We start from the raw sequence: 21,648 nt of genomic DNA, 5'->3' as shown, positions 1-21,648 counted from the left end.
CTGCCTTTGGCGAATTCTGTTTCCTGTCATGCTTACGCCTGGGGCGGCACAATGGATCAACCGGCGGGCCATAATTCGCGCAGGCCGCAGGTGGCTTGACCGCCAGCGGCCTGCGGGCGTAGGAATGACAAAAGAACAATACCGGAACGAAAGCATGCGCCATGCAGGATGCCAGCCTCTCGCAGCTTGATGCCAGCCTGCCGCCCAGCCGGGCCGGCGAGATTGCGCGCGGCACGCTGCGCCTGCTGGCAGGGCTCGGCTATTGCGGCGTGACGGAGATGACTTTGGCGAACAATCGCCGGGCAGACATCGCGGCAGTGAGCCCGGCGGGCGAGATTGCCATGGTAGAGATCAAGTCGAGCGTTTCGGATTTCAGGTCTGACAGCAAATGGCGCGATTACATGCCCTTTTGCGACCGGTTCTATTTTGCCGTGATGGCGGATTTTCCGCAGGACCTGATCCCGGTCGAGACGGGCCTGATCGTAGCCGATGCCTTTGGCGGGGCCGTGATCCGCGAGGCGGTGGCGGACAAGCTGTCAGGCGCGCGACGCAAGGCCGTGACGCTGCGTCTGGCGCGGCTGGCAGCGGCGCGGTTGCAGGCGGGACAGGATGCGGGCTGGACGGCGGCACGCGTCTCGCATACCTGACGCCTGATATGAGCCACGCCTATCCCCTTGCCCGCACTGTGGCCGACGCGCTGAAAGCCGGCGCGGCGGCTGCGCGCACCCGCGCCGAGGCCGAGGCGCTGGCGGGCGAACTGAAGGTGGAATCGCTGCACACCGAATGGCTGAACCTGACCGAAGCGGAGGCCACGGCCCAGATGGCGGCGAATGCGGGCGAAGGCGCGCACGGCTTCCTGCAGCGCTATGAGGATGACAAGGGCGCGCCGGTGCTGGCGGTGACCTTCTGGCGGCTGGTGGAGGCGGCAAAGCCGAAAAAGGCAGCCAGGCCCGCGAAACCCGCCAAGGTCGAAGCCAGACCCGAGGCGGCAGACCATACCGATGATCTCTATTTCCGGTCCGGCCGGACCAGGCCGCCGCGCCGCAGGCGCTTTGTCGACCCGCGCCAGATGGACCTGTTCGACGAAGCGGACAGTTAGGCTTCGTTCAGGCTCCAGCCGCCCTTGCCGGAGAGCTTGCGGATGATCAGGTAGAGCACGAGGCCGACCGGCCCCAGCATGAACGTGAAGAACAGGCATGGCACGAGCGCCAGATGCGGCACACCGCGGCGCTGGGCGTCGCGCGCCTGCCAGGCACCGACGAACAGGTCAAACACGAGATAGTGCGACCAGCCGACGAGAATGCCGAGCGGGTGGGAGAAAAGTTGCGACACGCCCGCCGCGCTGGTGAAACTGCCGCCTTCTGCGCCCATGCCGAAAAACAGGGTCATCGACAGGGTGACGATGTAGAACAGGCCGAGCGCCAGCGGATAAAGACCGGAATGGACCAGCGTGCGGGTGATGCCGGCGCGCGGCAGAATGGCCAGCAGGAGCCAGGCCGGCATGACGCTGAGATTGATCAGCGAAAAAAGATTCTCATAGGTCATGGTATCCCCCCGCTTTTCGCCACCGTGACGCGCGGTTGCGTGCAGTGCAAGCCTTTTGCGCCTGCGCGTGCGGCACCTGTGAGCGCGCCTGGGACGCAGAATGGATTGTCAGGAAGTGGAGCCGCGTCAGGTGTCTGGCGCAGGCAGGGAGCGGTCCGTGCCCGGTTCATCCCCGACCCGGAGGATACGCATATTACCAGAGCTGTCGACCCCGGGCGCCACGCCGCGGCCGACTTGCCGGTGCAGCGTTCGATCACCCGCAACGGCGACCACAGCCACGGCCAGCAGGACCATGACATGGGCATAGAGGAAGACGTGACGCGGATTCACGGGGCCCGGTATGGTCCGGGACCGGAAGTGGGGGACTGGTTTGCCGGAAAGCGCGTGCTGGTGGCAGGCTGGCCACGAAATGAGGGAGTAAAGCCCCTCCGCCATGGCGGCGGAGGGGCTGCAGGGGTCAGGCCTGTGGCAGGCGCTGGTCGTATTCAGCCTTACGGGCAAGCCAGGCTGGCCAGAAGGGCGATGGCTCGGTTCCCCGCGCGCGGGCCACGAGGACATCGAGATGGGTATGCCAGCCGGAGCTGACATTGAGCAGCGTGCTGCGGTCCGGCACGCGGCGGTGGATGAGGGTGAGCAATACCTCGTTGCCCTGCGGAGTGAGGGTGAAGGAAACCTCGCTCTGTTCGCCCCATGTGATGACCAGCTGGCGCGGGGCATCAACCGTCACGATACGGCATTTCATGCTGTGTTCGGCGCTGAAACCTTCCGGGCGCTGTCCTGGCGGATTGGTGAGCGTGTCATTGCGCCAGGTAAATTCGAAGGGGGCGCCTTCGGTGAGGTCCATCACGCCGGCGGCGAGCCATTTGCGGCGCAGGTCTGAATCGGTGATCCAGTCCCAGCACCGCTCGATCGGGCCGGGCAGCAGGCGCTCGATCTTCAGCGTGGCAGGCTCGATCAGCGTGCCATAGGGGTCGAGTTTCGTCAGGTGGGCCATGCTATTTTCCTTTCGGTCTGGGAGATTGCGGGGCGGGTGTTGTTTCGCGCATGAGGCGTTCCAGTTCGGCGAGGCGGCCGGTCCAGAAGTGTTCGTAGAAGCCGAGCCATTCGCTGGCGCTGGCCAGCGGCCCGGGCTCCAGCCGGCAGATATGCGTGCGGCCGCGCACCTCGCGGCGGATCAGCCCGGCCTTTTCAAGCGACTTGATATGCTTTGAGGCGGCGGCGAGCGACATCTCGAACGGTTCGGCCAGCTGGCTGACCGTCTGTTCGCCATCGGCGAGCTGGCGCAGCATGTGCCGGCGGGTCGCATCGCCAAGGGCGTGAAAGACGGTGTCGAGCTGGAGGGCGTGTTGTTCAACCATATGGTTTAATATAATGCGAGGGCGCAATAGTCAACCACATGGTTTAATGTTTTTTGTGGCGGTGGCAGCGCCTGCCTCACGGTGATGGCTTGCCATCGGGCGGGTGATCGGGCTGGGTTGGGGCATGACCCCTTCGCCTGACCGCGCCGAAACGCCCTCCCCCAACCCGCCGAAACACTTGTCGAAAGGCGAGCTTTACACACTGTCAGCGGCAACGGCCGTGGTGACGGCGAACGCCTATTACATCCATCCGATCATTGCGGTCGTGGCCGATGATTTCGGCATCAGCCATGCGATGATCGGCATGGTGCCGGCGTTCAACCAGATCGCCCTGGCGCTGGGCATCCTGCTGCTGCTGCCGCTGGGCGACTGGGTGAGCAACCGGCGGCTGACATCGATATTCGTCGCGGCGCAGTTCCTGTCGGTCGCGGTGATGGCGGTGGCACAGTCATACTGGCTGTTCGTGACCGCCTCGACCGTGCTCGGCTTTTTCACCATCGCGCCCTACCTGCTGCCGACCTATGTGTCGAAACGCGTGGCGGCGGGTGATCTCGGCCGGGCGACGGCAATCATCACCACGGGCATCATTGCCGGCATATTGGTGGCCCGCGCGGGCGCGGGCGTGCTGGGCGAGCATTTCGGCTGGCGCAGCGTGTATTTCGTGGCCGCCGCCCTGATGCTGGCCGTGACATTTGCCCTGCCGATGATCATGGAGAAGCGCGATTCCCGCACCGTGGCCGCACGGGGCCAGACCTATGGCGGGCTGATTGCATCGATCATTCCCATCGTGCGCCGGAACCCGGAAATCCTGCTGTCGGGCGCCATACAGGCGCTGGGCTTTGGCATATTCCTGTCAATCTGGATGGGCCTTGGCCTGCACCTGACCAGCCCGGACATGGGTTATGGCGTCGACGTGGTCGGTTATCTGGCGCTGTTTGCCATCATCAACGTGTTCACCACGCCGCGCCTTGGCGCATGGGCAGACAAGGTGGGCCCGCGCCGTGCGCGGCTGACCGTGGCGACGACGCAGGTGTTCGGCGTGGCCCTCCTGTTCTTCTTCGGTCACAGCCTGTGGCTGTTGATGATCCCGATCGTGATCATGAATGTGGGCGGGCCGCTGATTGATGTGTGCAACCGCATGACCTTCCTGAACAAGGCACCCGAAATCCGCACGCGCCTGATGACCGTGTACATCGTGATGATGTTCATCGGTGGCGGCGCGGCCAGCTGGGCCGGGACAACGGCCTATGACCTGGCCGGGTGGCAGGGCAATGCCATGCTGGCGCTCGTCATGTCGGTATGCCTGTGGGGCTTGTGCTTCCTCAGCCTGCGGGGCGCGAAGACTAAACCCGCGCCCTGATGGCCGCCGCAACGGCGTCAGCGGTAATGCCGAAATGGGTGTAGAGGGCCTTGTAGGGGGCGCTGGCGCCGAAACTGTCCATGCCGACAAAGCCGCCATCATGGCCGATCCAGCGGTCCCATCCGAAGCGGACACCAGCCTCGACCGCCACGCGGGGCACATCGCCGCCGAGAGTTGCCTGCTGGTATTTGGCGTCCTGCGCCTCGAACAGTTCCATGCACGGCATCGAGACGACGCGCGTCTTCACGCCGTCTTTTGCGAGCTGGTCCTGCGCCGCAAGCGCGATCTCCACCTCTGAGCCTGTGGCGATGATGACGGCCTGGGCCTTGCCCTTGCAGTCTGACAGGACATAGCCGCCGCGGGCGCAGAGGTTCTCGTCCGTATGCTCTTTGCGCGCGGGCCTGAGCCCCTGCCGGGTGAGCGCCAGTGTGGCGGGGCCGTCGACATTCTCGAGCGCGAGTTCCCAGCATTCAGCGGTTTCGACACCGTCGGCCGGGCGGAAGACATGCATGTTCGGCATGGCGCGCAGGCTGGCGACATGTTCAACCGGCTGGTGGGTGGGGCCGTCCTCGCCAAGGCCGATTGAATCATGCGTCATCACATGGATGACGCGCGTGCCCATCAGGGCACCCAGGCGGATCGCGGCGCGGCTGTAATCAGCAAAGACGAGGAAGGTGCCGGAATAGGGAATGACGCCGCCATGCAGCGCCATACCGTTCATCGCCGCGGCCATGGCATGCTCGCGCACGCCATAATGGATGTAGCGGCCGCTCCAGTTGGCGGGCGTGAGCGCGGGCGTGTGCGAGGTCAGCGTATTGTTCGAGCCGGTCAGGTCTGCCGAGCCGCCGATCATCTCCGGCACGAGACCGGTGATGACTTCGAGCGCAGCGCCGCTCCACTGGCGGGTCGCCTTGGACTCGCCGCCTTCGACAACAGATTTCTTGTGCTTGATGATGGCCTTGCCGAGATTCTTGGGCAGGCGGCCCGCAATGGCGGCGCTGAACTCGCCCTTTTTCGGCGAAGCGGCGAGGCGCTTCTTCCAGGCATCGCGTTCCGGTTTGCCGCGCTGGCCAGCCTTGGCCCAGGCGTTCTCGATGGGGGCAGGGACGGCAAAGGGCTCATGCGGCCAGTCGATATTCCTGCGGATACCGGCAATCTCTTCGGGGCCATAGGGGCCGCCATGCGCCTTGCCGGTGCCGGCAATCTTGGGAGCGCCATAGCCGATAATGGTTTTGACCGCGAGGAAGACGGGCTTTTTCTGGGTCTGGGCCCATTTCAGCGCCGCCGTGACATCCTTCTCGTCATGGCCGTCAACCTTGCGCGTGACCCAGCCCGACGCTTCGAAACGGGCGCACTGGTCTGTCGAGTCCGACAGGTCCGTGCTGCCGTCAATGGTGACCGCATTATCGTCGAACAGGACGATGAGGCGGTTGAGTTTCAAGTGCCCCGCCAGCGTGATCGCCTCCTGGCTGACCCCCTCCATGAGGCAGCCATCACCGGTGATGACATAGGTCTTGTGGTCGACCAGATCGTCGCCGAAGCGGGCATTGAGGTGGCGTTCGGCAATCGCCATGCCGACAGCAGTGGCGATGCCCTGGCCCAGCGGGCCCGTCGTGGTTTCAACGCCCGGCGTGACGAAATTCTCCGGGTGGCCCGGCGTGTTCGCGCCAAGCTGGCGGAAATTGCGGATATCGTCGCGGCTGACGGATTTGTAACCTGTCAGGTGGAGCAGGGAATAGACCAGCATAGAGCCATGTCCGGCCGAAAGGACGAAGCGGTCACGGTCTGCCCAGGCAGGATCGGCGGGATCATATTTGAGGAATTTTCGGAACAGCACCGTGGCCGCATCAGCCATTCCAAGCGGCAGGCCGACATGGCCTGACTTGGCCGCCTCCACTGCATCCATCGACAGGGCGCGGATGGCATTCGCCATATCCCGGTTCGTAACAGCCATTCTGCTATCTCCAAAAATCTTCAATCGTCGTAGGCCAGACTCAAGCCGACACGTCAAGCCGCTTGGCGGATCGCTGTAATGCCGTTAGTTCATTGATGATATGACCGAGCTTGATCCATCTGCCCGCCGCCTGGATGCGGCCCTGAAACGCCTCGAGGGGGCGCTCGACTCGCTTATGTCGCGAACCGGGGACCCCGCCGTGACCCGTGCAGAGCTGGCCGCGCTGGTCGAGGACAGGGCCCGCATGGCCGAAGAGCTGGATGCGTCACTCGCCCGTGAGGAAGAATTGCAGGCCCTGGCCGACGAGGCGAGCGAGGCGCTGGGCGCAGCGATCGAGGAAGTCCGCGCCGCCCTCGGCAAGGATGGCGCGCGCACGAGCGGCGAGCTGGAATAGATGGCAAAGGCGGATATCACCTTGCGCGGCCGGGCCTATTCGATTGCATGCGCACCGGGACAGGAAACCCGCATCCAGCTGCTGGCCGAGCAGCTGAACGCGCGTGTGGACCAGATTTCCGGGGCGGTCGGCGATATTGGCGAGGAACGCCTGTTGCTGATTGCCTCACTGGCGCTGCTGGACGAGCTGGACGCGGCGCGGCGGTCGAAGCCGGGCGCTGTGCAGGCCGAACAGAAAGTGGCCGACGCCCTGTCCAGCGCAGCTGAACGGATCGAGGCCCTCGCGGCGCGGATTGAAGGCGGGCACTGAACCCCGCGACCCTTTGCGCATGGCCGCGAGGCAGGCAAAGGGCCATATAGACAGGTGACACAGCCGGAAAGGCCGCCATCATGCAACTCTTCCTGTCCATCGCCTTCTATGTCGGCCTCGCCGCACTCGTGATTGTTCTGGGCCTCGGCATCGCAAATCTGGCCCGCACGGACGAGAACCAGGCCAGCCGGTCGAACAAGCTGATGCGCATGCGCATTTTCGTGCAGGCCGTGGTGATCGCCATTCTCGTGGCGCTGGGCGCGCTGGCCGGGGCGTTCAAGATCGGATTCTAGGGGGCCGCCATGGTCAAGATCGACAAGATTTACACCAGGGCCGGCGACAAGGGCAAAACGCGCCTGTCGACCGGCGAGCCGCTGGACAAGTGGCATCCGCGTGTGGCGGCCTATGGCACTGTGGATGAGGTGAACGCCGCGCTGGGCGTGGCGGCGCTGCATGCGGATGGCGACATGCTGGCGGCGCTGCGGCGGGTGCAGAATGACCTGTTCGACCTCGGCGCCGACCTTGCGACGCCCGACCGGGGCACCAAGCTGGAATGGACGCCGCTGCGCATTGTCGAGGCGCAGGTCAAACGCCTTGAGGCCGAGATCGACGCGATGAACGTGAATATCGCGCCGCTGGACAGTTTCATCCTGCCGGGCGGCAGCGCGCTGGCTGCGCACATGCATGTCGCCCGCACTTTGTGCCGCCGGGCCGAGCGCCAGATTGCGGAGCTGTTTGCGATGGAAGGCGAAGTGGTGAGCCCCGAAGCGCTCGCCTATGCCAACCGGCTGTCGGACTGGCTGTTCGTGACCGGCCGGGTTGCCAACAATGATGGCAAGGATGACATCAAATGGGTGCCAGGGGCGAACCGGTAACGGATATCTGAAAAGGGGCTCAGGATGAGCGCTTTTCGTGTCTTCACCTGTTCCGCAACGCGTCGCGCGTATCCGCCATCAGGGCGAAGAGGCCGAGGACGGGCGTAACGACGCCGTCGCCGCGATATTCCCGGTAGAGACTGTCGACATTGACGGCGATCCGCTCGGCGTCACCCCAGCTGGCATAGTCACCCAGCGCAATGTCCAGCGCGGCTTCGCGCACTTCCATCCCGGCATCAAACCGCTTGCGCGCCTCGGCATCGATATAGGTCAGATAGTCCGCCACACGGCGGACACCCGCCTTGTCCGTGATCGGACCATGACCCGGAACGATGACATCGACATCCATCTCGCAGATCCGGTCGCAGGCACGGATCCAGTTGCCGACCGGCCCCGCCCACATCAGCGGTGTGCCATCGATGAAGAGTATGTCGCCGGTGAAGACCGCACGGTCTGACGGCACATGCACGAGCACGTCACCTGCCGTGTGCGCGGGGCCGACCTCGATCAGCTCAACCGCCTTGTCGCCGACCTTGAGATCGAGCCGACCGGAGAATGTGCGCGTGGGCGCGCGCTCGGTCACCCCGGCAAAATCGAACATGCCGAAAATCTCCGAGAAATAGGCCCCGGCCGAACCCATGCCCGGCGCCATCTTCATCAATTGGGCAAGCAGGGCCGGATTGACGTCTTCCATTTCGCGGGCGCTGGCTTCGGATGCGATGATTTCTGCATGCTGGCAGCAGCCATTGCCGTGCGTATGATCGCCATTGGCGTGCGTGTTGACGATCACGCCGATATCGTCCGGCGAGAGGCCGGTGGCGTCACCCATGGCCCTGAGCATGTCAGCGGTCAGGTTCATGTCGAACAGCGTATCGACCAGCAGCGACTGGTCGCCATCGACGATGAGCCCGGCATTCGACCAGCCCCAGCCGCCATCCGGCTGAAGCCAGGCATAGAGCCCGTTGCCGATATCCTTGAGGCCCCTGGTATAATTCCAGCGCTGTCCCATGGGCGATCTCCTTGATTCGCTTTTATATCACCACCTGGTTCTAGTCGACATGAACCGTCAGAAGCGCTCCAGCAGGCGGCGCAGGTATTCACGCTCTTCCTCATCTTCGGCCTCATTGTAGCGCCGCCGCAGCTCATCGAGAATATCCTTGGCGCGCTGGCGCTCACCGGCGTCCGGGATGTTGACATTCTCGCCATTATTGCCGGCGCCAGATGCATTGCGGCCGAGCGGATCGGTGGAATTGCCGGGATCGCCCTGGCCTGAGCGCGCAGCGCGCATCTCGTCGAGCGCCTCGGCCAGACTGCCCGACTGTTCCGACAGGAGCTGGGTGGCGAGTTCCTGGTTGCGCGCGGCGCGGCGCTCATTGCCCTGTTCAAGCGCCTCCTCGGCACTCCTCTGTGCGCGGCGGATATCGGCCAGCGCATCAGGATCAATCCTGCCCTCAAGGGCATTCTCGCCGGCCTCTCCGCCCTGCCCGAGCCCTTTCTCCCGGGCGAGCCGTTCAACCAGTTCGCCAAGACGGGCCTGGCGTTCAGCAAGCGTTTGTTCGGACGGGCGCTGGCCCGGACCGGACCCGGTTTCGGGATTTTCGGCCGAGTCTGTTTCACCGGATCCCGCGCCTGGCGTTTCACCTTCCTGCGAGCCATCACCCGGCTGCTGGTTTCCGGACGGGTCTTCGCCGCCCGGCTGCTGGCCTGACTGACCTGATTGCTGGCCTTCGCCCTGCTGCTCGCCCGGGCGTTCGCCGCGTTCCTGCGCAAGCGTGTCATCATTCAGCTGGCGCTGTTCACGCAGGATATCGGACAGGCGCTTCATCGCATCGGTGAGTTCCTGTTCTTCCGGGGGCACGTCTTCGTTCTCGGCCTGCTCTCCGGGCATGCCCGGCATGCCGCTGCCGCCGCCGCCTTTCTGGAATTCGAGATTCTGCAACATGTCGGTAATGTCCGACAGGAGCTGGCGGGCCTGATCTGTGGCACCGGTTTCGGTCAGGTCCTGCAGGGCCTGCAACATGTCTTCGAAATCCTGCCCGCCAAGGTTCGGGCCGCCGGCCGATGCGGCGCCATCCTCGTTCGATGCCGGCTCCTCACCACCATTCGCCATGGCTTCGGCCATCTTGGCGGCGAGGTAATTGTTGGCCGCATCGCGGAAGGCTTCCATGCGGCGCTTGATTTCCTCTTCCGAGGCGCCGTCGCGCAGGGCCTGTTCGAGGGCGCGGCGGGCGGCCTCGAGACGGCGGAGCGCATCGGCCGCGCTGCCATATTCGGCCTTCAGGGCGAGCGCCCAGAGCAGCGGATCGACCGCATCGGCCTCGTCCTTGGTGCTGGCCGCCGAGAGAATGCCGTGCGCCGTGCGGAATGTCAGGAAGGCCGCAATATTGGGCATGTACTGCTCGCCCCTGAAGGTGATGGCATCGAGCATCAGCGCCGCCTTCTGGACGCCCGCCGGGGCCGAGGCGAGGCGGTTGGCGGCGGTTGTGTTCAGCGCATCCTGCCGGAGCGCATCATCATTCATCGGCATCTCGGCATAGGGCCTCGGTTCGCGCAGCACCGTGACGCGCACTTCCTGGGCGACGCGCGCAATTGGTTCCAGGAACAGTTTCTCAGGCAGGAGGAAGGGCACGGTCTCGCTTGTGCCTTCCTGTCCGGCCCCATCGGTTGCGACGAGGCGCAGGTTGACGGCGAGCCCCGCCCAGCGGTGGCGGGTCAGGTCAAGCTGGACGGTGTCAGACCCCTGCGTCGCTGATACGCCGGGCAAGGGCACGGGCACGCGATCTTCCGCGTCCGGCGCGGCCGGATTCGGCTCGCGCAGCGAGATGGCGAGTTCCAGCCCGGTTACGCCATAATCGTCGGCCGCGCTCCAGGTGAATGCAATCCGGTCCTGGGCGCCGATGGAGGGGATCGAGACGAACTTGACGGCGGGCGGATCATCCGGCGAGGCGAGCAGGCGCCAAGCGGCACGCTCGCCCCACCAGCGCACTGACAGGCGCGTGTCTTCCAGTATTTTCGCGCGCGCCTCGAAGGCGCCGTCAGGTGTGGCGAGAAAGGCCTGCCTGCGGTTTTTCTGTCCCTTCATGACGAGGCGCGGCGCCGATGGCGCCTGTGTGCGCAGCGTGACTTCGGACCCTTTCGGGATGCGAACGCCTTCAAGGCCCGGCTTCAGGAAGATCGGCGCGCGGCCGGTATGTTCGGGCGGCGTGATCCATGCCTCGACCACCATGTCATCGGCGCCCACCAGCGCGCCATAATCCGGCGACAGGGCCCGCCCGATGCGGCCCGGCGCATCAGTCCAGGCAATGATGGCAATCGCGGCGAGGGCCGCCGGCAGGACGGCGCGCAGGAAATACGGGTCCAGTGCCTTCCATGCGGCGTGGAGCGAGGGCGCGCGCAGGTTGCCGAGTTCCGCCAGGAGGCGCGCGCGATGGTGGCGCCAGAGGCTCTGGGCGCCGCGGGACGGATCGGCCGGACGGTCTGTCAGCGAGGCGAGCGGGCGGAGGTCTGACTGGCGATCAAGCGCATCGCGGGCTTCGTCCTGCGTTGGTGGCTGGTAGCGCTGGAACCCGCGCAGGAAAAGCAGCGCCCCGCCAAGGAAGAAGACGAGGGTCATGACCGCGCCGATAGCGGGCTGGACACGGTCGAATACGCCCGCCATGGCCATGGCGAGGAACAGGCAGACAAAGACGAACAGTGGCCAGAAGGCACGGCCAAGCGCAAACAGCGTCAGTTTCCGCCATGTCGCGGAAACCCTGGCTTTGATCGCCTTTATGCCGTCCGGGTCAGCCAATCTGGCACCTGCTCCAACTCTACCATCTCGTCGAAGGTGGGTCGCCTCCGCACGATATCGAACCTGTCACCGTGGACCAGAACTTCCGGGACCAGCGGACGGGCATTGTAAGCCGAAGACAGCACGGCGCCATAGGCCCCGGCTGACATAAAAGCGAGCCGGTCGCCCGGGGCGACAGCCGGCAATTGCCGGGCGACGGCGAACTTGTCGGTCGACTCGCAGATCGGGCCAACCACGTCATAGGCGGCCGTGGGGGCATCTGCGCCCGCCTCTTTCAGGGGAACGATGTCATGGTGGGCGTCATACAGCGCCGGGCGCATGAGATCATTCATACCGGCATCAAGGATCAGGAAGGTGCGGTCGGGCGCCGGCTTTTCGTAGAGCACGGTTGCCAGCATGACACCGGCATTGCCCGCAATGACGCGGCCGGGCTCGAGGATGACCTGCACGCCGAGGCCTGCCATGACGTCAGCGATCATGCCGGCATAGGCCGATGGCGGCGCGGGCGCGTCGCCCGCCTTGTAGGGAATGCCGAGACCACCGCCGACATCGATGCGGCTGATCGCATGGCCGGCTGCGCGCAGACGCCCGGTCAGGCCGACAATCTTCTCGAAGGCGGCGCGCATGGGCACAAGGTCGCCGATCTGGCTGCCAATGTGTACGTCGACACCGACCACGGCGATGCCCGGCAGGGTGGCGGCTTCGGCATAGAGCGCCTCGGCCTGGCTCCACGGAATGCCGAACTTGTCGCCCTTCTTGCCGGTGGAAATGTTCGGATGGCCGCCCGCAGCAACGTCCGGGTTCACGCGCAGGGCAATCGGCGCGGTCTTGCCAAGGGCGCTGGCCACTGCGGACAGGAGGCGAAGCTCGCCGGCGCTTTCAACATTGAACTGGTGGATACCGTGACTGAGGGCGAGGTCCATTTCCGGGGCCGTCTTGCCGACGCCCGAGAACACGATCCGGCTGGCCGGGATCCCGGCCTTCAGTGCGCGCTGCATCTCGCCGCCACTGACCACGTCGGCGCCGCACCCTTCGCGGGCAAGCGTCGACAGGATGGCGAGATTGCCATTGGCCTTTACCGAATAGGCAATCAGGCAGTCCTGGCCCTCAAACGCCCTGGCGATGACCTGGGCATGGTGGCGGAAGGTGGCTGAGGAATAGACATAGCAGGGCGTTCCGACGGCATCGGCCACCGCATTCAGGTCTACGCCTTCGCAATGGAGGCTGCCATTCTGATAGCTGAAATGATGCATTCAGGCCTGTCTATTCCACTTCGCCGAGACCACCATCATCGATGGGCACGGTGGGTACGGTATCCGGCACGATACCGCCCCATTGGTTGATGCGTTCACCGTCCTGGTCGACGGGCACGACCGGCACCACAAGCGGCTGGACCGGAGAGGCGGGCGGGGTCGCGCGGGCACCACCCGTCTGACAGGCGGCAAGCAGGAGCGCGCCCGTCAATGTGACGGCGCCAATCCGCGCGCGGCGCAGGGCAGGCGACAACATGGTCAGTTCCCGTCTGTGCCGCCGAGCAGCTCGTCGTCGGCTTCATCAGTGGGACCGGTCTCGCGTTCCGGCAGGGGCGGCAGGTCGGATTCGGCCTCGTCCGGCAGGCTGGCAGGTTCAAGCGTCTCGTTCGGATCGCCCCACAGGGGCGACGGCCGCTTCAGGTCACCAGTCAGGCCGCAAGCCGAGAGGCTGCCGGCAGCAATCAGCGCAGCAGCGAGCAAAAGAGGGCGTTTCATTCAGGTTACTCCAGTCGCAATCTCTGTTTCCACTGTGCCACTTGTTCAGCGACGCGAACAGGGCTTGTAGCGCCATAAGATGTCCGGGATGAGGCAGATGCCTCGACTGTCAGCACATCGAAGACGGCCTGCGTGATCCCGGCATGGACGGCCTGCATGTCGGCCAGAGGCAGTTCGGCCAGGTCGCAGGATGCCTCTTCCGCTTTGGCGACCAGCGTGCCGGTGACATGGTGGGCCTCGCGGAAAGGCAGGCCGAGTTCGCGCACGAGCCAGTCAGCAAGATCGGTCGCTGTTGAAAAGCCCCTCGCAGCAGCGGCGCGCATGGCATCCGGCTTGAACCGGATCGTCTCCACCATGCCGGTCATGGCACGGACGCACAGGTTGAACGTGTCAAAGGCCTCAAAGGTGAGGCGCTTGTCGTCCTGCAAATCCTTGGCATAGGCGAGCGGCAGGGCCTTGATGGCGCCCTGAAGCGCGCTGTAATTCGCGGTGATAAGCGCCGCCTTGGCACGCACCAGCTCCGCCGCGTCCGGGTTACGCTTCTGGGGCATGATCGAGCTGCCTGTCGACCAGGCATCGGTGAGGGCAGCAAAGCCGAACTGGGGGCTGGTCCACAGGACGATCTCTTCGGCAAGGCGCGACAGGTGTGTCGCCGCGATGGAGAGGCCCGCAAGCGCTTCCAGCGCAAAGTCACGCGAGGCAACGGCATCCAGCGAATTGGCCATGGGCCTGGCAAAGCCGAGCGCCTCGGCGGTCATGTCCCGGTCAATCGGAAAGCCGGTGCCGGCCAGCGCCGCCGCGCCCAGCGGGCATTCGTTCAGCCGCACCGCGCAATCGGCGAGGCGCGACCGGTCACGCGAGGCCATTTCGACATAGGCGAGCAGGTGGTGGCCGAGGGTGACCGGCTGGGCGGTCTGCAAATGGGTAAAGCCCGGCATGATGGTGGCGGCATGTTCGTCGGCGCGGCGCACGAGGGCAGCCTGCAGGCCGGCGACCAGCACCCCTGCGCCGTCAAGCGCACTCCGCGTCCAGAGCCGGAAGTCGGTGACGACCTGGTCATTGCGCGAACGGGCCGTATGAAGGCGGCCGGCGGGTGCGCCGATCAGCTCTTTCAGGCGCGCCTCGACATTCATGTGGATGTCTTCCAGTTCGCGCCGGAACGGGAAACTGCCATCGCGCAACTCGCCGAGCACCGCGTCCAGGCCGGACTGGATGGCTTCATTGTCGTCGTTGGAAATGATGCGCATTTCGGCCAGCATGTCTGCATGAGCGCGGCTTCCGGCAATGTCTTCCTCAGCCATGCGCCGATCAATATCGAGCGAACAATTGATGTCTTCCATAATCTCGGAGGGAGTCGCGGCAAAGCGTCCTCCCCACATTGTCTGGCCTTTGCCCTGGTTCATTGCCATATCCCTCATTCGACGCCAGGAGACCGCTTCCGATGACCCGCCTAGCCTTTATCGGCCTCTTCTTGGTCGCCCTTGCCGCAATTGTCTATGTGCTGATCAGCGCAGCGGGCGGAAAGGCACCGGCAAATCCGCTGGAACGCCACGCCAGAGGCGAAATGGCCAAGCTGGAGTTTGCTTCGGCCGGAGAGGCTGCACCTACGGCCAGCATGTTTGCAGCGGACGGCACTCCCGTCACACTGGACGCCTTCAAAGGCAAGACCGTGCTGGTGAATTACTGGGCGACCTGGTGTGCGCCGTGCGAGCGGGAAATGCCGTCGCTTGGCGCCTTGCAGAAGGCCCGCGGGGGCAGTGAGTTCGAGGTCGTGGCGATCAGTGTCGACGGAATGGAAGACCAGGCCTATGCCGCGCGGCGGCTTGGCGAACTGGGCGCAGCCAATATCACCTTCCACATCGCCCCGCCTGAAAACTACGAAATCGTGTATGAAGCGGGCGTCAAAGGCTTCCCGACGACCATACTGTACGGACCGGACGGGCGGGAAATTGCCCGCCTCGCGGGCGATGCCGACTGGGCCTCGATCGAGGCAATCGGCTTTATCGATGCGATCCTAGCCAAGGCCGGATAGTTCGAGCTTGACCCGGCTGACCTGCGCCGCGATTTCGCTGACCGGGGCCGGGATACTGTCGGCGAGCGGGCCCTCAGACGGCCACATGCGAACGAGCAGTTCCAGTTCCATCACCAGCGGCTCTGATTCCGGCGTGCCGAGGCGTCTGGCGATATCGCGCGCGACGACCGAGAAACCATAGGCGTCCTGGTATTCCCCGGCATTGTCGATGGCGCCATTCACGACGCCAATCTTGTATTCCTCAAGACAGGTATCCATCAGGAAATCGATCTGGCCGACCGGATCGGCATTGGCGTTTTCCTGCAGCAGGCTGATATTGGCTTCGGCCGCATCAAGCTGGGGTGCGATCTCTGCCGCCGACTTTCCCTCATCGAGGGCGGCGGAAACGTTTTCGAATATGGCGGCGTCGAAGCCGAGCGCATCAATGCCTGCGCGTTCCGCCGTATGCGTTTCCGACACGGGGTGCAGCAGGTGCGGCGCGGCCTGATCAGGCGCGCCGGCGCGATACAGGGCGAGACCAGCCGCGACATGGCCAGACATGAAGGCAATGCGCCTGTCGACCGGAAGTGTCTGCATGTCGGCATGGCCGGCCGAGGCACCGCTTTCGCCGCCCCCTTCGCCACCCTCACCCGCCATGGATGCCGGTGCGCCTGCCAGCTTGGGTGCGGGCGGATCAGCCTTGACCGGTTCGCTCCCCGGGCCTCCACAGGCGGCCAGCGCGGTCGAGCCAAGCAAGGCGGCACTGAGGCCAAGCCCAATCCAGCGTTTCGGGGTATATGTCATCGTCGCAGCTCCGGAGTTTCGATTGCGCACTGAACCTACGCCCGATACGCTGGTATCTGCAAGTCATTCTCAATACCCTGAGGCCGGATTTTACAGTTCATGTTCCTGACCATCGCCAATCTGCTGAGTGCGCGCGACCTGGCCCGCGTCCGGAAGAAATCCGATACACTCAACTGGGTGGATGGCACGCGCACGGCCGGAGGACGGGCCAGGGCTGTGAAGCGCAACCTGCAGGCCAATCTGCGATCCGTGCCCGGCGAGGCGCTGCACGCCTTCCTGATGCAGGCCATCACGGCCCATCCGGTGTTGCGAGGTGCCGCCCAGCCGCATCGATACTCCCGCCTGATGCTGAGCCGGACCGGGGAAGGCGGCTTCTACGGCCGCCATGTCGACAATGCGCAGGTCGGCGCGGGCGACGAGCAGGTGCGCACGGACCTGTCCTTCACCCTCTTCCTCAGTGAACCGGAAACGTATGATGGCGGCGAACTGGTGGTCGAGACGCAGGGCGGCCTGCATGCCGCCAGGCCGGCGGCGGGGGATCTCGTTCTCTACCCGTCAGGTGATATTCATGAGGTGCGCCCGGTAACGCGCGGCGAGCGGCTGGCCTGTATCGGCTGGATCGAAAGCGCCGTGCGCGATCCGCAGGCGCGCGAGGCCCTGTTCGAACTGGAGAATCTGCGCGCATCGCTGGCGGGCAAACTGGCAGCGGATGACCCCGGGCATCTCGTGCTCGACAAGGTGATCTCCAACCTGCTGCGGCGCTGGTCCGGCGGCTGACGGCTAGGGCGAAACAGCCCGGCGCGACCGGACCGAACACCAGTCGGGCTTGTCCTGGCCGCCATCATAATCCCATGCCCTGTGGGTGCCGCCCGAAATAAGGGCCTGCGCGACATCCATGCCGCCGACCTCAAGATCAACGACCTGGCGCCCGTAACGGTCCGGCCCGTAGGCGTGCGAGATGACGATGTCCCCGTCGCGGGTCAATTCGACGGCGGCTTCCTTGGCGATGTAGCCGAGCTCGCGCTCGGATTCACATTTGGCGCCGCCGTGCTGGCGCAGGCTGCCGGTTTCCGGGGAATCGACATCATGAAGACGGAATTTCGTGCCGTCCGGCAGGCGGCCACTGTCGCCGTCCGACCAGTAGACACTTGCGGGACCATCCGTTGCGGCCTGCGCGGCGAGCGCCACGAGCCCGGCGCAGGAGGCCAGGATCAGGGCCGAAGCGACCCAGGGTTTGATGGTGAACCTGAACGCCATGCCAGCCTCCTCGGATAAGGAGGGGAACCTGGGCGCGGCGGGTTAAGCGTGGGTTAAGCCGTGCAGGCAGCTACGGCATTCGCGGTGCACTACCGCGTCGGGACGGGGAATTCGCCGGAATAGTCGTAGAAGCCCTTGCCGACCTTCTTGCCGACCCAGCCGGCCTCGACATATTTCACCAGCAGCGGGCAGGGCCGGTATTTTGTATCGGCGAGGCCGTCATGCAGCACCTGCATGATCGAGAGGCAGGTATCGAGGCCGATAAAGTCTGCCAGTGTCAGCGGGCCCATCGGGTGGTTGGCACCAAGGCGCATGGCCGTGTCGATCGATTCCACCGTGCCGACGCCCTCATACAGCGTGTAGACCGCCTCGTTGATCATGGGGACCAGGATGCGGTTCACGATGAAGGCCGGATAGTCCTCGGCATTGGTCGTGGTCTTGTCGAGGCGCTCGGCGAAGGTGATGGCCGTTTCATATGTGTCCTGGCTGGTCGCGAGGCCGCGGATGACTTCCATCAGTTTCATCAGCGGCACCGGATTCATGAAGTGCATGCCGATGAACTTGTCGGGCCGGTCGGTGACCGAGGCGAGGCGCGTGACCGAGATCGAGGATGTATTGGTCGCAAGATAGGTGTGCGCGGGCACGATCTCGCAGATCGAGCGGAAAATCTGTTCCTTGACTTCACGCTTCTCGGTCGCCGCCTCGATCACGAGGTCCGTCTCTTCGAGCGCCTTGATCGAGGCGGACGTCCGGATGCGCTTGAGGCCGGTCTTCATGGCCTCGCCCGTGATCATGTTGCGCTGGACCTGTCGGTGCATGTTGCCTTCGATCGTGGTCACGCCCCTGGCCAGCGCATCGTCGGAAATATCGGTCATGATGACATCATACCCGGCAAGGGCGGCGACGTGGGCGATGCCGTTGCCCATCTGGCCGGCGCCGATCACTCCTACGGTTTTGAGCTCTGCCATGTGCGTGTCATCCTGAACGTGCAAGTTTTGTTACACCAAGCTCATATCCTTTTTGTGCAGTGCGTCAAAGATCAAGCTTCAGTGCGCAGGCCCGCCACCGATGAGCCGGCAGTGTGGCGCGCGGGGCACAGAGGCCAGACCTGCCTGCCCGTGACAGAAAAAGCCCGGCGCAGGCGCCGGGCTTCAAGCGTCTGGGAGGAAACGCAGTATTCTAGAGGGCGGCGGTCAGTTCCGGCACCGCATTGAAGAGATCTGCCACGAGACCGTAATCGGCGACCTGGAAGATCGGGGCTTCCTCATCCTTGTTGATCGCGACGATGATCTTGGAGTCCTTCATGCCGGCAAGGTGCTGGATGGCACCTGAAATGCCGACGGCGATGTAGAGCTCCGGCGCAACGATCTTGCCGGTCTGGCCGACCTGGTAGTCGTTCGGCGCATACCCGGCATCCACCGCAGCGCGCGAGGCACCGACAGCGGCGCCGAGCTTGTCGGCGAGCGGGATGATCACTTCCTGGAACTTCTCGGAAGAGCCAAGGGCACGGCCGCCGGAGACGACCCGCTTGGCGCCGGTGAGTTCCGGGCGATCCGATTTCACCATTTCTTCCGAAACGAATTCCGACTTGAACGGGCCCGAAGGCGCCGCAGCGTCCTCGATCGAGGCCGAACCGTCATTGCCGGCCGCCGGGAAAGCCGTACCGCGTACGGTGATGACTTTCTTCGCGTCCGAAGATTTGACCGTCATGATCGCGTTGCCGGCATAGATCGGACGCACGAACGTGCTCTGGTCGACCACATCGACGATTTCCGACAGCTGCATGACGTCAAGCTTGGCGGCAATGCGCGGCGCGATGTTCTTGCCCGTGGTCGAGGCAGCGATGAACACGGCGTCATAGTTTGCCATCAGCGGCACGACGAGGGCTTCCATGGCTTCAGCAGTCTGCTTGCGCAGGCTTTCGCCTTCGGCCTTCAGCACCTTGCGGACGCCGGACACCTTGGCCGCTTCAGGGGCAACCGCGCCGGCGTTTTCACCGGCAACGAGGATGTCGACGTCGCCGCCGAATTTCGTGGCCGCCGTGACGACCTTGTGGGTCGCGTCCGACAGGCCGCCATGATGATGTTCGGCAATTACGAGGACGGCCATTACACAGCTCCTGCAGTTTTGAGTTTCGAAACCAGCGTCGCAACGTCTTCAACCTTTTCACCGGCCTGGCGCACGGCCGGTTCGGTGACGGAGACGACGGTGAGGCGCGGCGAGATGTCGACGCCATAGTCTTCGGGCGATTTCTCAGCGATCTCTTTTTTCTTCGCCTTCATGATGTTCGGCAGCGAAGCATAGCGCGGCTCGTTGAGGCGAAGGTCAACCGTGACGATGGCTGGCAGGGTGAGCGAGACGGTTTGCAGGCCGCCATCGACTTCGCGGGTGACGGTCAGCTTGTCGCCATCCTTCTCCAGCTTGTAGGCGAATGTACCCTGTGGCCAGTCGAGCAGCGCGGCCAGCATCTGGCCGGTCTGGTTGGAGTCATCATCAATGGCCTGCTTGCCGAGGATGACCAGTTCCGGGCTCTCCTCAGCGACGACCTTGGCCAGCAGCTTGGCCACGCCCAGCGGCTCGACGGTCGCATCGGTCTTGATCAGGATGCCGCGGTCGGCGCCCATGGCGAGCGCCGTGCGCAGGGTTTCCTGGGCCTGCTGGGGGCCGATGGAAACAACCACGATCTCGGTGACCGTGCCGGCCTCTTTCATCCGGACAGCCTCTTCGACGGAAATCTCGTCGAACGGGTTCATGGACATCTTGACGTTGGCGAGGTCGACGCCGGACTTGTCCGGCTTGACGCGGACTTTCACGTTATAGTCGATCACGCGTTTGACGGGCACGAGGACCTTCATGCGGTGCTCCCTTTGGTTTCGAGGGGTTGAGATAGTGCGCCGTGACTAGCCGTCCGCCGCCAAAGACGCAAGGTTTACGTTGACGTTCAGGTCAATTTGGCGCGGTTTTCATTTCATGACGGAACGATTTCGTGTATGAGCCGCGCTCGTTCACCGGCGCCCCTTCGTGCGCGCCAACCTCAAAGACCGGAAAGGAGACCAAGCCATGACCAGCCCGCGTTTCCACTTCCAGCTTTCAGGTTCACATGAACGTTTCAAACGTGCTGGCGCGCTGCGCCGGCCGGTTTTGGCCCTTTGCCCGTAAGCCAAAGGTCCCTGACGACCCCCAATCGGATAAAAGGCGCGCGCACGCAAGCCTCCAGACCAGACTGCCGCCCCGCCTTCTGAAGGATGTGGGAGCCGATGACGGCTGAGCGCCGGCGGCCTGCTTGCGCCGGGACCCGGCACTCTGAGGCGCTCGTCCTTCGACGTCGCACAGGATCAGCGCTCCCGATCTCAGCCATCGGCGCCTTGCGCCATCAGGTCGGCAAGATCCTTGCCGGAGGCGGCGGCCTTGAGGAAGCCGAGCGTGCCGGGGCCGAGGAGTTCCTCGGCGGCGTGCACGAGGGCGCCATAGGCCGTGTTGGCGAGGACCGAGCCCATGCTGACGCGCTTGACACCAAGCGCCTCAAGCTCTGCCATCGGCACGAAGCCGGCGCGCGGGCCGAGCAGCACATTGAGCGGCCGGTCCACTGCCCCGAGCACGGACCTGATATCGTCCAGCGTCTGCAGGCCGGGCGCGTAGAGCACATGGGCCCCGGCCTCCTGATAGGCCTGCAGGCGGGCGATCGTGTCCGGCAGGTCCGGCGTGCCGGTAAAGAAATTCTCTGCGCGGGCGGTGACCAGAAACGGGAAGGACAGGGCATTGGTCGCTTCGACTGCGGCGCGCACGCGGTCGGCCGCCTCCGCGATGGCGTATTGGGGCCTGGCCGCATCGCCCGTGAAATCCTCGATCGAGCCGCCGACAAGACCTGCTTCTGCGCCAAGGCGGATCGTCTCGGCGCACGCCTCGGGGCTATGGCCAAACCCGTTCTCGAGATCAGCCGTCAGCGGCAGGGGCGTTGCGGCGCAAAGCTGGCGGACATGGGCGAGTTTCATCTCGCGGGTGATGTTGTAATCGGCAACGCCCGTACTGGCGGCAAACCCGGCACTGGTAGAGGCGAGCGCCTTGAAGCCGAGCCCGGCCAGAATGCGCGCCGAGCCCGCATCCCAGGGATTGGGCAGAACGAACATGCCGGGCAGGTCATGCAGGGCCCTGAAGGCGAAAGCTTTGTCTTTTTGCGGTGTCATCCGGCATCCCTCCGTTTGCGTCGCAGTCTGGTCACATGGAAGCGATGCGGCAAGCCACC

26 protein-coding genes are annotated in these 21,648 nt (G+C 64.5%); 9 read left to right on the top strand and 17 right to left on the bottom strand.

All coding sequences use genetic code 11. The features are described 5' to 3' along the window. Positions 1-161 precede the first annotated feature (161 nt). Together ACQ66M_RS08335 and ACQ66M_RS08330 are read left to right on the top strand one after the other, a co-directional pair. Positions 162-647: an MmcB family DNA repair protein gene (locus ACQ66M_RS08335; RefSeq protein ID WP_350173572.1), complete on the top strand. Its 486-nt coding sequence runs from the start codon at positions 162-164 to the stop codon at positions 645-647. Positions 648-655: 8 nt separating this feature from the next. Next, the gene (locus ACQ66M_RS08330) at positions 656-1,099 is read left to right on the top strand and encodes a hypothetical protein (protein WP_430403120.1); all 444 of its coding nucleotides are present in this window, start codon (positions 656-658) and stop codon (positions 1,097-1,099) included. On the opposite strand, the gene ACQ66M_RS08325 is transcribed toward ACQ66M_RS08330, so the two are convergent. The 4 genes from ACQ66M_RS08325 to ACQ66M_RS08310 all read right to left on the bottom strand — a co-directional run bounded on the left by ACQ66M_RS08325 (position 1,096) and on the right by ACQ66M_RS08310 (position 2,903). Then, entirely contained in the window at positions 1,096-1,545 is a 450-nt protein-coding gene (locus ACQ66M_RS08325; protein WP_350173568.1) for an ABA4-like family protein, read from the bottom strand. The two genes, ACQ66M_RS08330 and ACQ66M_RS08325, sit on opposite strands and share 4 nt — an antisense overlap. Positions 1,546-1,671: 126 nt before the next feature. Beyond that, positions 1,672-1,875 carry a hypothetical protein gene (locus tag ACQ66M_RS08320; RefSeq protein WP_430403118.1) on the bottom strand — a complete coding sequence of 68 codons (204 nt, stop codon included), beginning with the start codon at positions 1,873-1,875 and terminating at the stop codon, positions 1,672-1,674. Positions 1,876-2,002: 127 nt separating this feature from the next. Then, a complete protein-coding gene (locus ACQ66M_RS08315; protein WP_430403116.1) occupies positions 2,003-2,539 on the bottom strand; it encodes an SRPBCC family protein in 537 nt (178 codons plus the stop codon). Between the two features lies 1 nt (position 2,540). Continuing rightward, positions 2,541-2,903: an ArsR/SmtB family transcription factor gene (locus tag ACQ66M_RS08310; protein ID WP_350173562.1), complete on the bottom strand. Its 363-nt coding sequence runs from the start codon at positions 2,901-2,903 to the stop codon at positions 2,541-2,543. 124 nt (positions 2,904-3,027) lie between these two features. Here ACQ66M_RS08310 and ACQ66M_RS08305 point away from each other — a divergent pair, with 124 nt between their 5' ends. After that, positions 3,028-4,263 (top strand): MFS transporter, encoded by a 1,236-nt coding sequence (locus ACQ66M_RS08305; RefSeq protein WP_350173560.1) that lies wholly within the window; start codon positions 3,028-3,030, stop codon positions 4,261-4,263. Here the strand turns inward: ACQ66M_RS08305 and tkt are convergent. Continuing rightward, complete coding sequence (gene tkt / locus ACQ66M_RS08300) at positions 4,247-6,217, bottom strand: transketolase (RefSeq protein WP_350173558.1); 1,971 nt, start codon at positions 6,215-6,217, stop codon at positions 4,247-4,249. The two genes, ACQ66M_RS08305 and tkt, sit on opposite strands and share 17 nt — an antisense overlap. Before the next feature lie 100 nt (positions 6,218-6,317). Here tkt and ACQ66M_RS08295 point away from each other — a divergent pair, with 100 nt between their 5' ends. The 4 genes from ACQ66M_RS08295 to ACQ66M_RS08280 all read left to right on the top strand — a co-directional run bounded on the left by ACQ66M_RS08295 (position 6,318) and on the right by ACQ66M_RS08280 (position 7,795). Further along, the gene (locus tag ACQ66M_RS08295) at positions 6,318-6,611 is read left to right on the top strand and encodes a DUF4164 family protein (protein WP_350173556.1); all 294 of its coding nucleotides are present in this window, start codon (positions 6,318-6,320) and stop codon (positions 6,609-6,611) included. Further along, a complete protein-coding gene (locus tag ACQ66M_RS08290; RefSeq protein ID WP_350173554.1) occupies positions 6,612-6,920 on the top strand; it encodes a cell division protein ZapA in 309 nt (102 codons plus the stop codon). 80 nt (positions 6,921-7,000) lie between these two features. Then, entirely contained in the window at positions 7,001-7,213 is a 213-nt protein-coding gene (locus ACQ66M_RS08285) for a twin transmembrane helix small protein (RefSeq protein ID WP_350173552.1), read from the top strand. A 9-nt stretch (positions 7,214-7,222) separates the two neighbouring features. Further along, positions 7,223-7,795 carry a cob(I)yrinic acid a,c-diamide adenosyltransferase gene (locus ACQ66M_RS08280; protein WP_430403114.1) on the top strand — a complete coding sequence of 191 codons (573 nt, stop codon included), beginning with the start codon at positions 7,223-7,225 and terminating at the stop codon, positions 7,793-7,795. Positions 7,796-7,838: 43 nt separating this feature from the next. Here the strand turns inward: ACQ66M_RS08280 and ACQ66M_RS08275 are convergent, their stop codons facing one another. From ACQ66M_RS08275 to argH, 6 genes are read right to left on the bottom strand one after another with little or no spacing between them, the layout of a single operon-like run. Continuing rightward, positions 7,839-8,804: an MBL fold metallo-hydrolase gene (locus ACQ66M_RS08275; RefSeq protein WP_350173548.1), complete on the bottom strand. Its 966-nt coding sequence runs from the start codon at positions 8,802-8,804 to the stop codon at positions 7,839-7,841. 57 nt (positions 8,805-8,861) lie between these two features. After that, positions 8,862-11,585, bottom strand: coding sequence for a DUF4175 domain-containing protein (locus ACQ66M_RS08270; protein ID WP_430403112.1), 2,724 nt, complete (start codon positions 11,583-11,585; stop codon positions 8,862-8,864). Beyond that, positions 11,564-12,838, bottom strand: coding sequence for a diaminopimelate decarboxylase (gene lysA / locus ACQ66M_RS08265; protein ID WP_430403110.1), 1,275 nt, complete (start codon positions 12,836-12,838; stop codon positions 11,564-11,566). The genes ACQ66M_RS08270 and lysA overlap by 22 nt, the downstream gene beginning before the upstream one ends. A 10-nt stretch (positions 12,839-12,848) precedes the next feature. Next, positions 12,849-13,094 (bottom strand): hypothetical protein, encoded by a 246-nt coding sequence (locus ACQ66M_RS08260; RefSeq protein ID WP_350173542.1) that lies wholly within the window; start codon positions 13,092-13,094, stop codon positions 12,849-12,851. A gap of 2 nt (positions 13,095-13,096) precedes the next feature. Continuing rightward, entirely contained in the window at positions 13,097-13,333 is a 237-nt protein-coding gene (gene lptM / locus ACQ66M_RS08255; protein WP_350173540.1) for an LPS translocon maturation chaperone LptM, read from the bottom strand. A gap of 5 nt (positions 13,334-13,338) precedes the next feature. Continuing rightward, positions 13,339-14,736 carry an argininosuccinate lyase gene (gene argH, locus ACQ66M_RS08250; RefSeq protein WP_430403108.1) on the bottom strand — a complete coding sequence of 466 codons (1,398 nt, stop codon included), beginning with the start codon at positions 14,734-14,736 and terminating at the stop codon, positions 13,339-13,341. Positions 14,737-14,774: 38 nt separating this feature from the next. Between argH and ACQ66M_RS08245 the strand changes: the two genes are divergently transcribed. Beyond that, on the top strand, positions 14,775-15,365 hold the full coding sequence (locus ACQ66M_RS08245; RefSeq protein WP_350173536.1) for a TlpA family protein disulfide reductase: 591 nt from the start codon (positions 14,775-14,777) through the stop codon (positions 15,363-15,365). Here ACQ66M_RS08245 and ACQ66M_RS08240 read toward each other — a convergent pair. Continuing rightward, a complete protein-coding gene (locus ACQ66M_RS08240) occupies positions 15,348-16,148 on the bottom strand; it encodes a hypothetical protein (protein WP_430403106.1) in 801 nt (266 codons plus the stop codon). The genes ACQ66M_RS08245 and ACQ66M_RS08240 overlap by 18 nt on opposite strands. A 99-nt stretch (positions 16,149-16,247) precedes the next feature. Between ACQ66M_RS08240 and ACQ66M_RS08235 the strand changes: the two genes are divergently transcribed. Then, a complete protein-coding gene (locus ACQ66M_RS08235; RefSeq protein WP_350173532.1) occupies positions 16,248-16,925 on the top strand; it encodes a Fe2+-dependent dioxygenase in 678 nt (225 codons plus the stop codon). Positions 16,926-16,928: 3 nt separating this feature from the next. Here the strand turns inward: ACQ66M_RS08235 and ACQ66M_RS08230 are convergent, their stop codons facing one another. From ACQ66M_RS08230 to ACQ66M_RS08210, 5 genes are all read right to left on the bottom strand, one after another. Then, positions 16,929-17,405, bottom strand: a complete 477-nt coding sequence (locus ACQ66M_RS08230; RefSeq protein WP_430403104.1) for a thermonuclease family protein — start codon at positions 17,403-17,405, stop codon at positions 16,929-16,931. A gap of 89 nt (positions 17,406-17,494) precedes the next feature. Beyond that, positions 17,495-18,373, bottom strand: a complete 879-nt coding sequence (locus ACQ66M_RS08225) for a 3-hydroxybutyryl-CoA dehydrogenase (RefSeq protein WP_430403102.1) — start codon at positions 18,371-18,373, stop codon at positions 17,495-17,497. A gap of 211 nt (positions 18,374-18,584) precedes the next feature. After that, a complete protein-coding gene (locus ACQ66M_RS08220; protein ID WP_430403100.1) occupies positions 18,585-19,514 on the bottom strand; it encodes an electron transfer flavoprotein subunit alpha/FixB family protein in 930 nt (309 codons plus the stop codon). Further along, positions 19,514-20,260: an electron transfer flavoprotein subunit beta/FixA family protein gene (locus ACQ66M_RS08215; RefSeq protein ID WP_430403098.1), complete on the bottom strand. Its 747-nt coding sequence runs from the start codon at positions 20,258-20,260 to the stop codon at positions 19,514-19,516. The genes ACQ66M_RS08220 and ACQ66M_RS08215 overlap by 1 nt, the downstream gene beginning before the upstream one ends. Positions 20,261-20,755: 495 nt before the next feature. Next, entirely contained in the window at positions 20,756-21,589 is an 834-nt protein-coding gene (locus tag ACQ66M_RS08210; protein WP_430403096.1) for an isocitrate lyase/PEP mutase family protein, read from the bottom strand. Between the last annotated feature and the right edge of the window lie 59 nt (positions 21,590-21,648).

Source organism: Hyphomonas sp., from assembly GCF_965284475.1.
In the GTDB taxonomy this organism is placed as follows: Bacteria; Pseudomonadota; Alphaproteobacteria; order Caulobacterales; family Hyphomonadaceae; genus Hyphomonas.
This window is presented reverse-complemented; position numbering and strand designations above follow the sequence as displayed.

Excerpts from the sequence above, each read along its gene's own strand:
- lptM (WP_350173540.1), bottom strand. The coding sequence starts at position 13,333 with ATGAAACGCCCTCTTTTGCTCGCTGCTGCGCTGATTGCTGCCGGCAGC.
- ACQ66M_RS08285 (WP_350173552.1), top strand. The coding sequence starts at position 7,001 with ATGCAACTCTTCCTGTCCATCGCCTTCTATGTCGGCCTCGCCGCACTC.
- ACQ66M_RS08225 (WP_430403102.1), bottom strand. The coding sequence starts at position 18,373 with ATGGCAGAGCTCAAAACCGTAGGAGTGATCGGCGCCGGCCAGATGGGC.
- ACQ66M_RS08275 (WP_350173548.1), bottom strand. The coding sequence starts at position 8,804 with ATGGGACAGCGCTGGAATTATACCAGGGGCCTCAAGGATATCGGCAAC.
- ACQ66M_RS08245 (WP_350173536.1), top strand. The coding sequence starts at position 14,775 with ATGACCCGCCTAGCCTTTATCGGCCTCTTCTTGGTCGCCCTTGCCGCA.
- ACQ66M_RS08215 (WP_430403098.1), bottom strand. The coding sequence starts at position 20,260 with ATGAAGGTCCTCGTGCCCGTCAAACGCGTGATCGACTATAACGTGAAA.
- ACQ66M_RS08335 (WP_350173572.1), top strand. The coding sequence starts at position 162 with ATGCAGGATGCCAGCCTCTCGCAGCTTGATGCCAGCCTGCCGCCCAGC.
- ACQ66M_RS08310 (WP_350173562.1), bottom strand. The coding sequence starts at position 2,903 with ATGGTTGAACAACACGCCCTCCAGCTCGACACCGTCTTTCACGCCCTT.
- ACQ66M_RS08260 (WP_350173542.1), bottom strand. The coding sequence starts at position 13,094 with ATGTTGTCGCCTGCCCTGCGCCGCGCGCGGATTGGCGCCGTCACATTG.
- ACQ66M_RS08240 (WP_430403106.1), bottom strand. The coding sequence starts at position 16,148 with ATGACATATACCCCGAAACGCTGGATTGGGCTTGGCCTCAGTGCCGCC.
- ACQ66M_RS08325 (WP_350173568.1), bottom strand. The coding sequence starts at position 1,545 with ATGACCTATGAGAATCTTTTTTCGCTGATCAATCTCAGCGTCATGCCG.
- argH (WP_430403108.1), bottom strand. The coding sequence starts at position 14,736 with ATGAACCAGGGCAAAGGCCAGACAATGTGGGGAGGACGCTTTGCCGCG.
- ACQ66M_RS08210 (WP_430403096.1), bottom strand. The coding sequence starts at position 21,589 with ATGACACCGCAAAAAGACAAAGCTTTCGCCTTCAGGGCCCTGCATGAC.
- tkt (WP_350173558.1), bottom strand. The coding sequence starts at position 6,217 with ATGGCTGTTACGAACCGGGATATGGCGAATGCCATCCGCGCCCTGTCG.
- ACQ66M_RS08280 (WP_430403114.1), top strand. The coding sequence starts at position 7,223 with ATGGTCAAGATCGACAAGATTTACACCAGGGCCGGCGACAAGGGCAAA.
- ACQ66M_RS08235 (WP_350173532.1), top strand. The coding sequence starts at position 16,248 with ATGTTCCTGACCATCGCCAATCTGCTGAGTGCGCGCGACCTGGCCCGC.
- ACQ66M_RS08230 (WP_430403104.1), bottom strand. The coding sequence starts at position 17,405 with ATGGCGTTCAGGTTCACCATCAAACCCTGGGTCGCTTCGGCCCTGATC.
- ACQ66M_RS08295 (WP_350173556.1), top strand. The coding sequence starts at position 6,318 with ATGACCGAGCTTGATCCATCTGCCCGCCGCCTGGATGCGGCCCTGAAA.
- ACQ66M_RS08305 (WP_350173560.1), top strand. The coding sequence starts at position 3,028 with ATGACCCCTTCGCCTGACCGCGCCGAAACGCCCTCCCCCAACCCGCCG.
- ACQ66M_RS08330 (WP_430403120.1), top strand. The coding sequence starts at position 656 with ATGAGCCACGCCTATCCCCTTGCCCGCACTGTGGCCGACGCGCTGAAA.
- ACQ66M_RS08220 (WP_430403100.1), bottom strand. The coding sequence starts at position 19,514 with ATGGCCGTCCTCGTAATTGCCGAACATCATCATGGCGGCCTGTCGGAC.
- ACQ66M_RS08315 (WP_430403116.1), bottom strand. The coding sequence starts at position 2,539 with ATGGCCCACCTGACGAAACTCGACCCCTATGGCACGCTGATCGAGCCT.
- ACQ66M_RS08290 (WP_350173554.1), top strand. The coding sequence starts at position 6,612 with ATGGCAAAGGCGGATATCACCTTGCGCGGCCGGGCCTATTCGATTGCA.
- lysA (WP_430403110.1), bottom strand. The coding sequence starts at position 12,838 with ATGCATCATTTCAGCTATCAGAATGGCAGCCTCCATTGCGAAGGCGTA.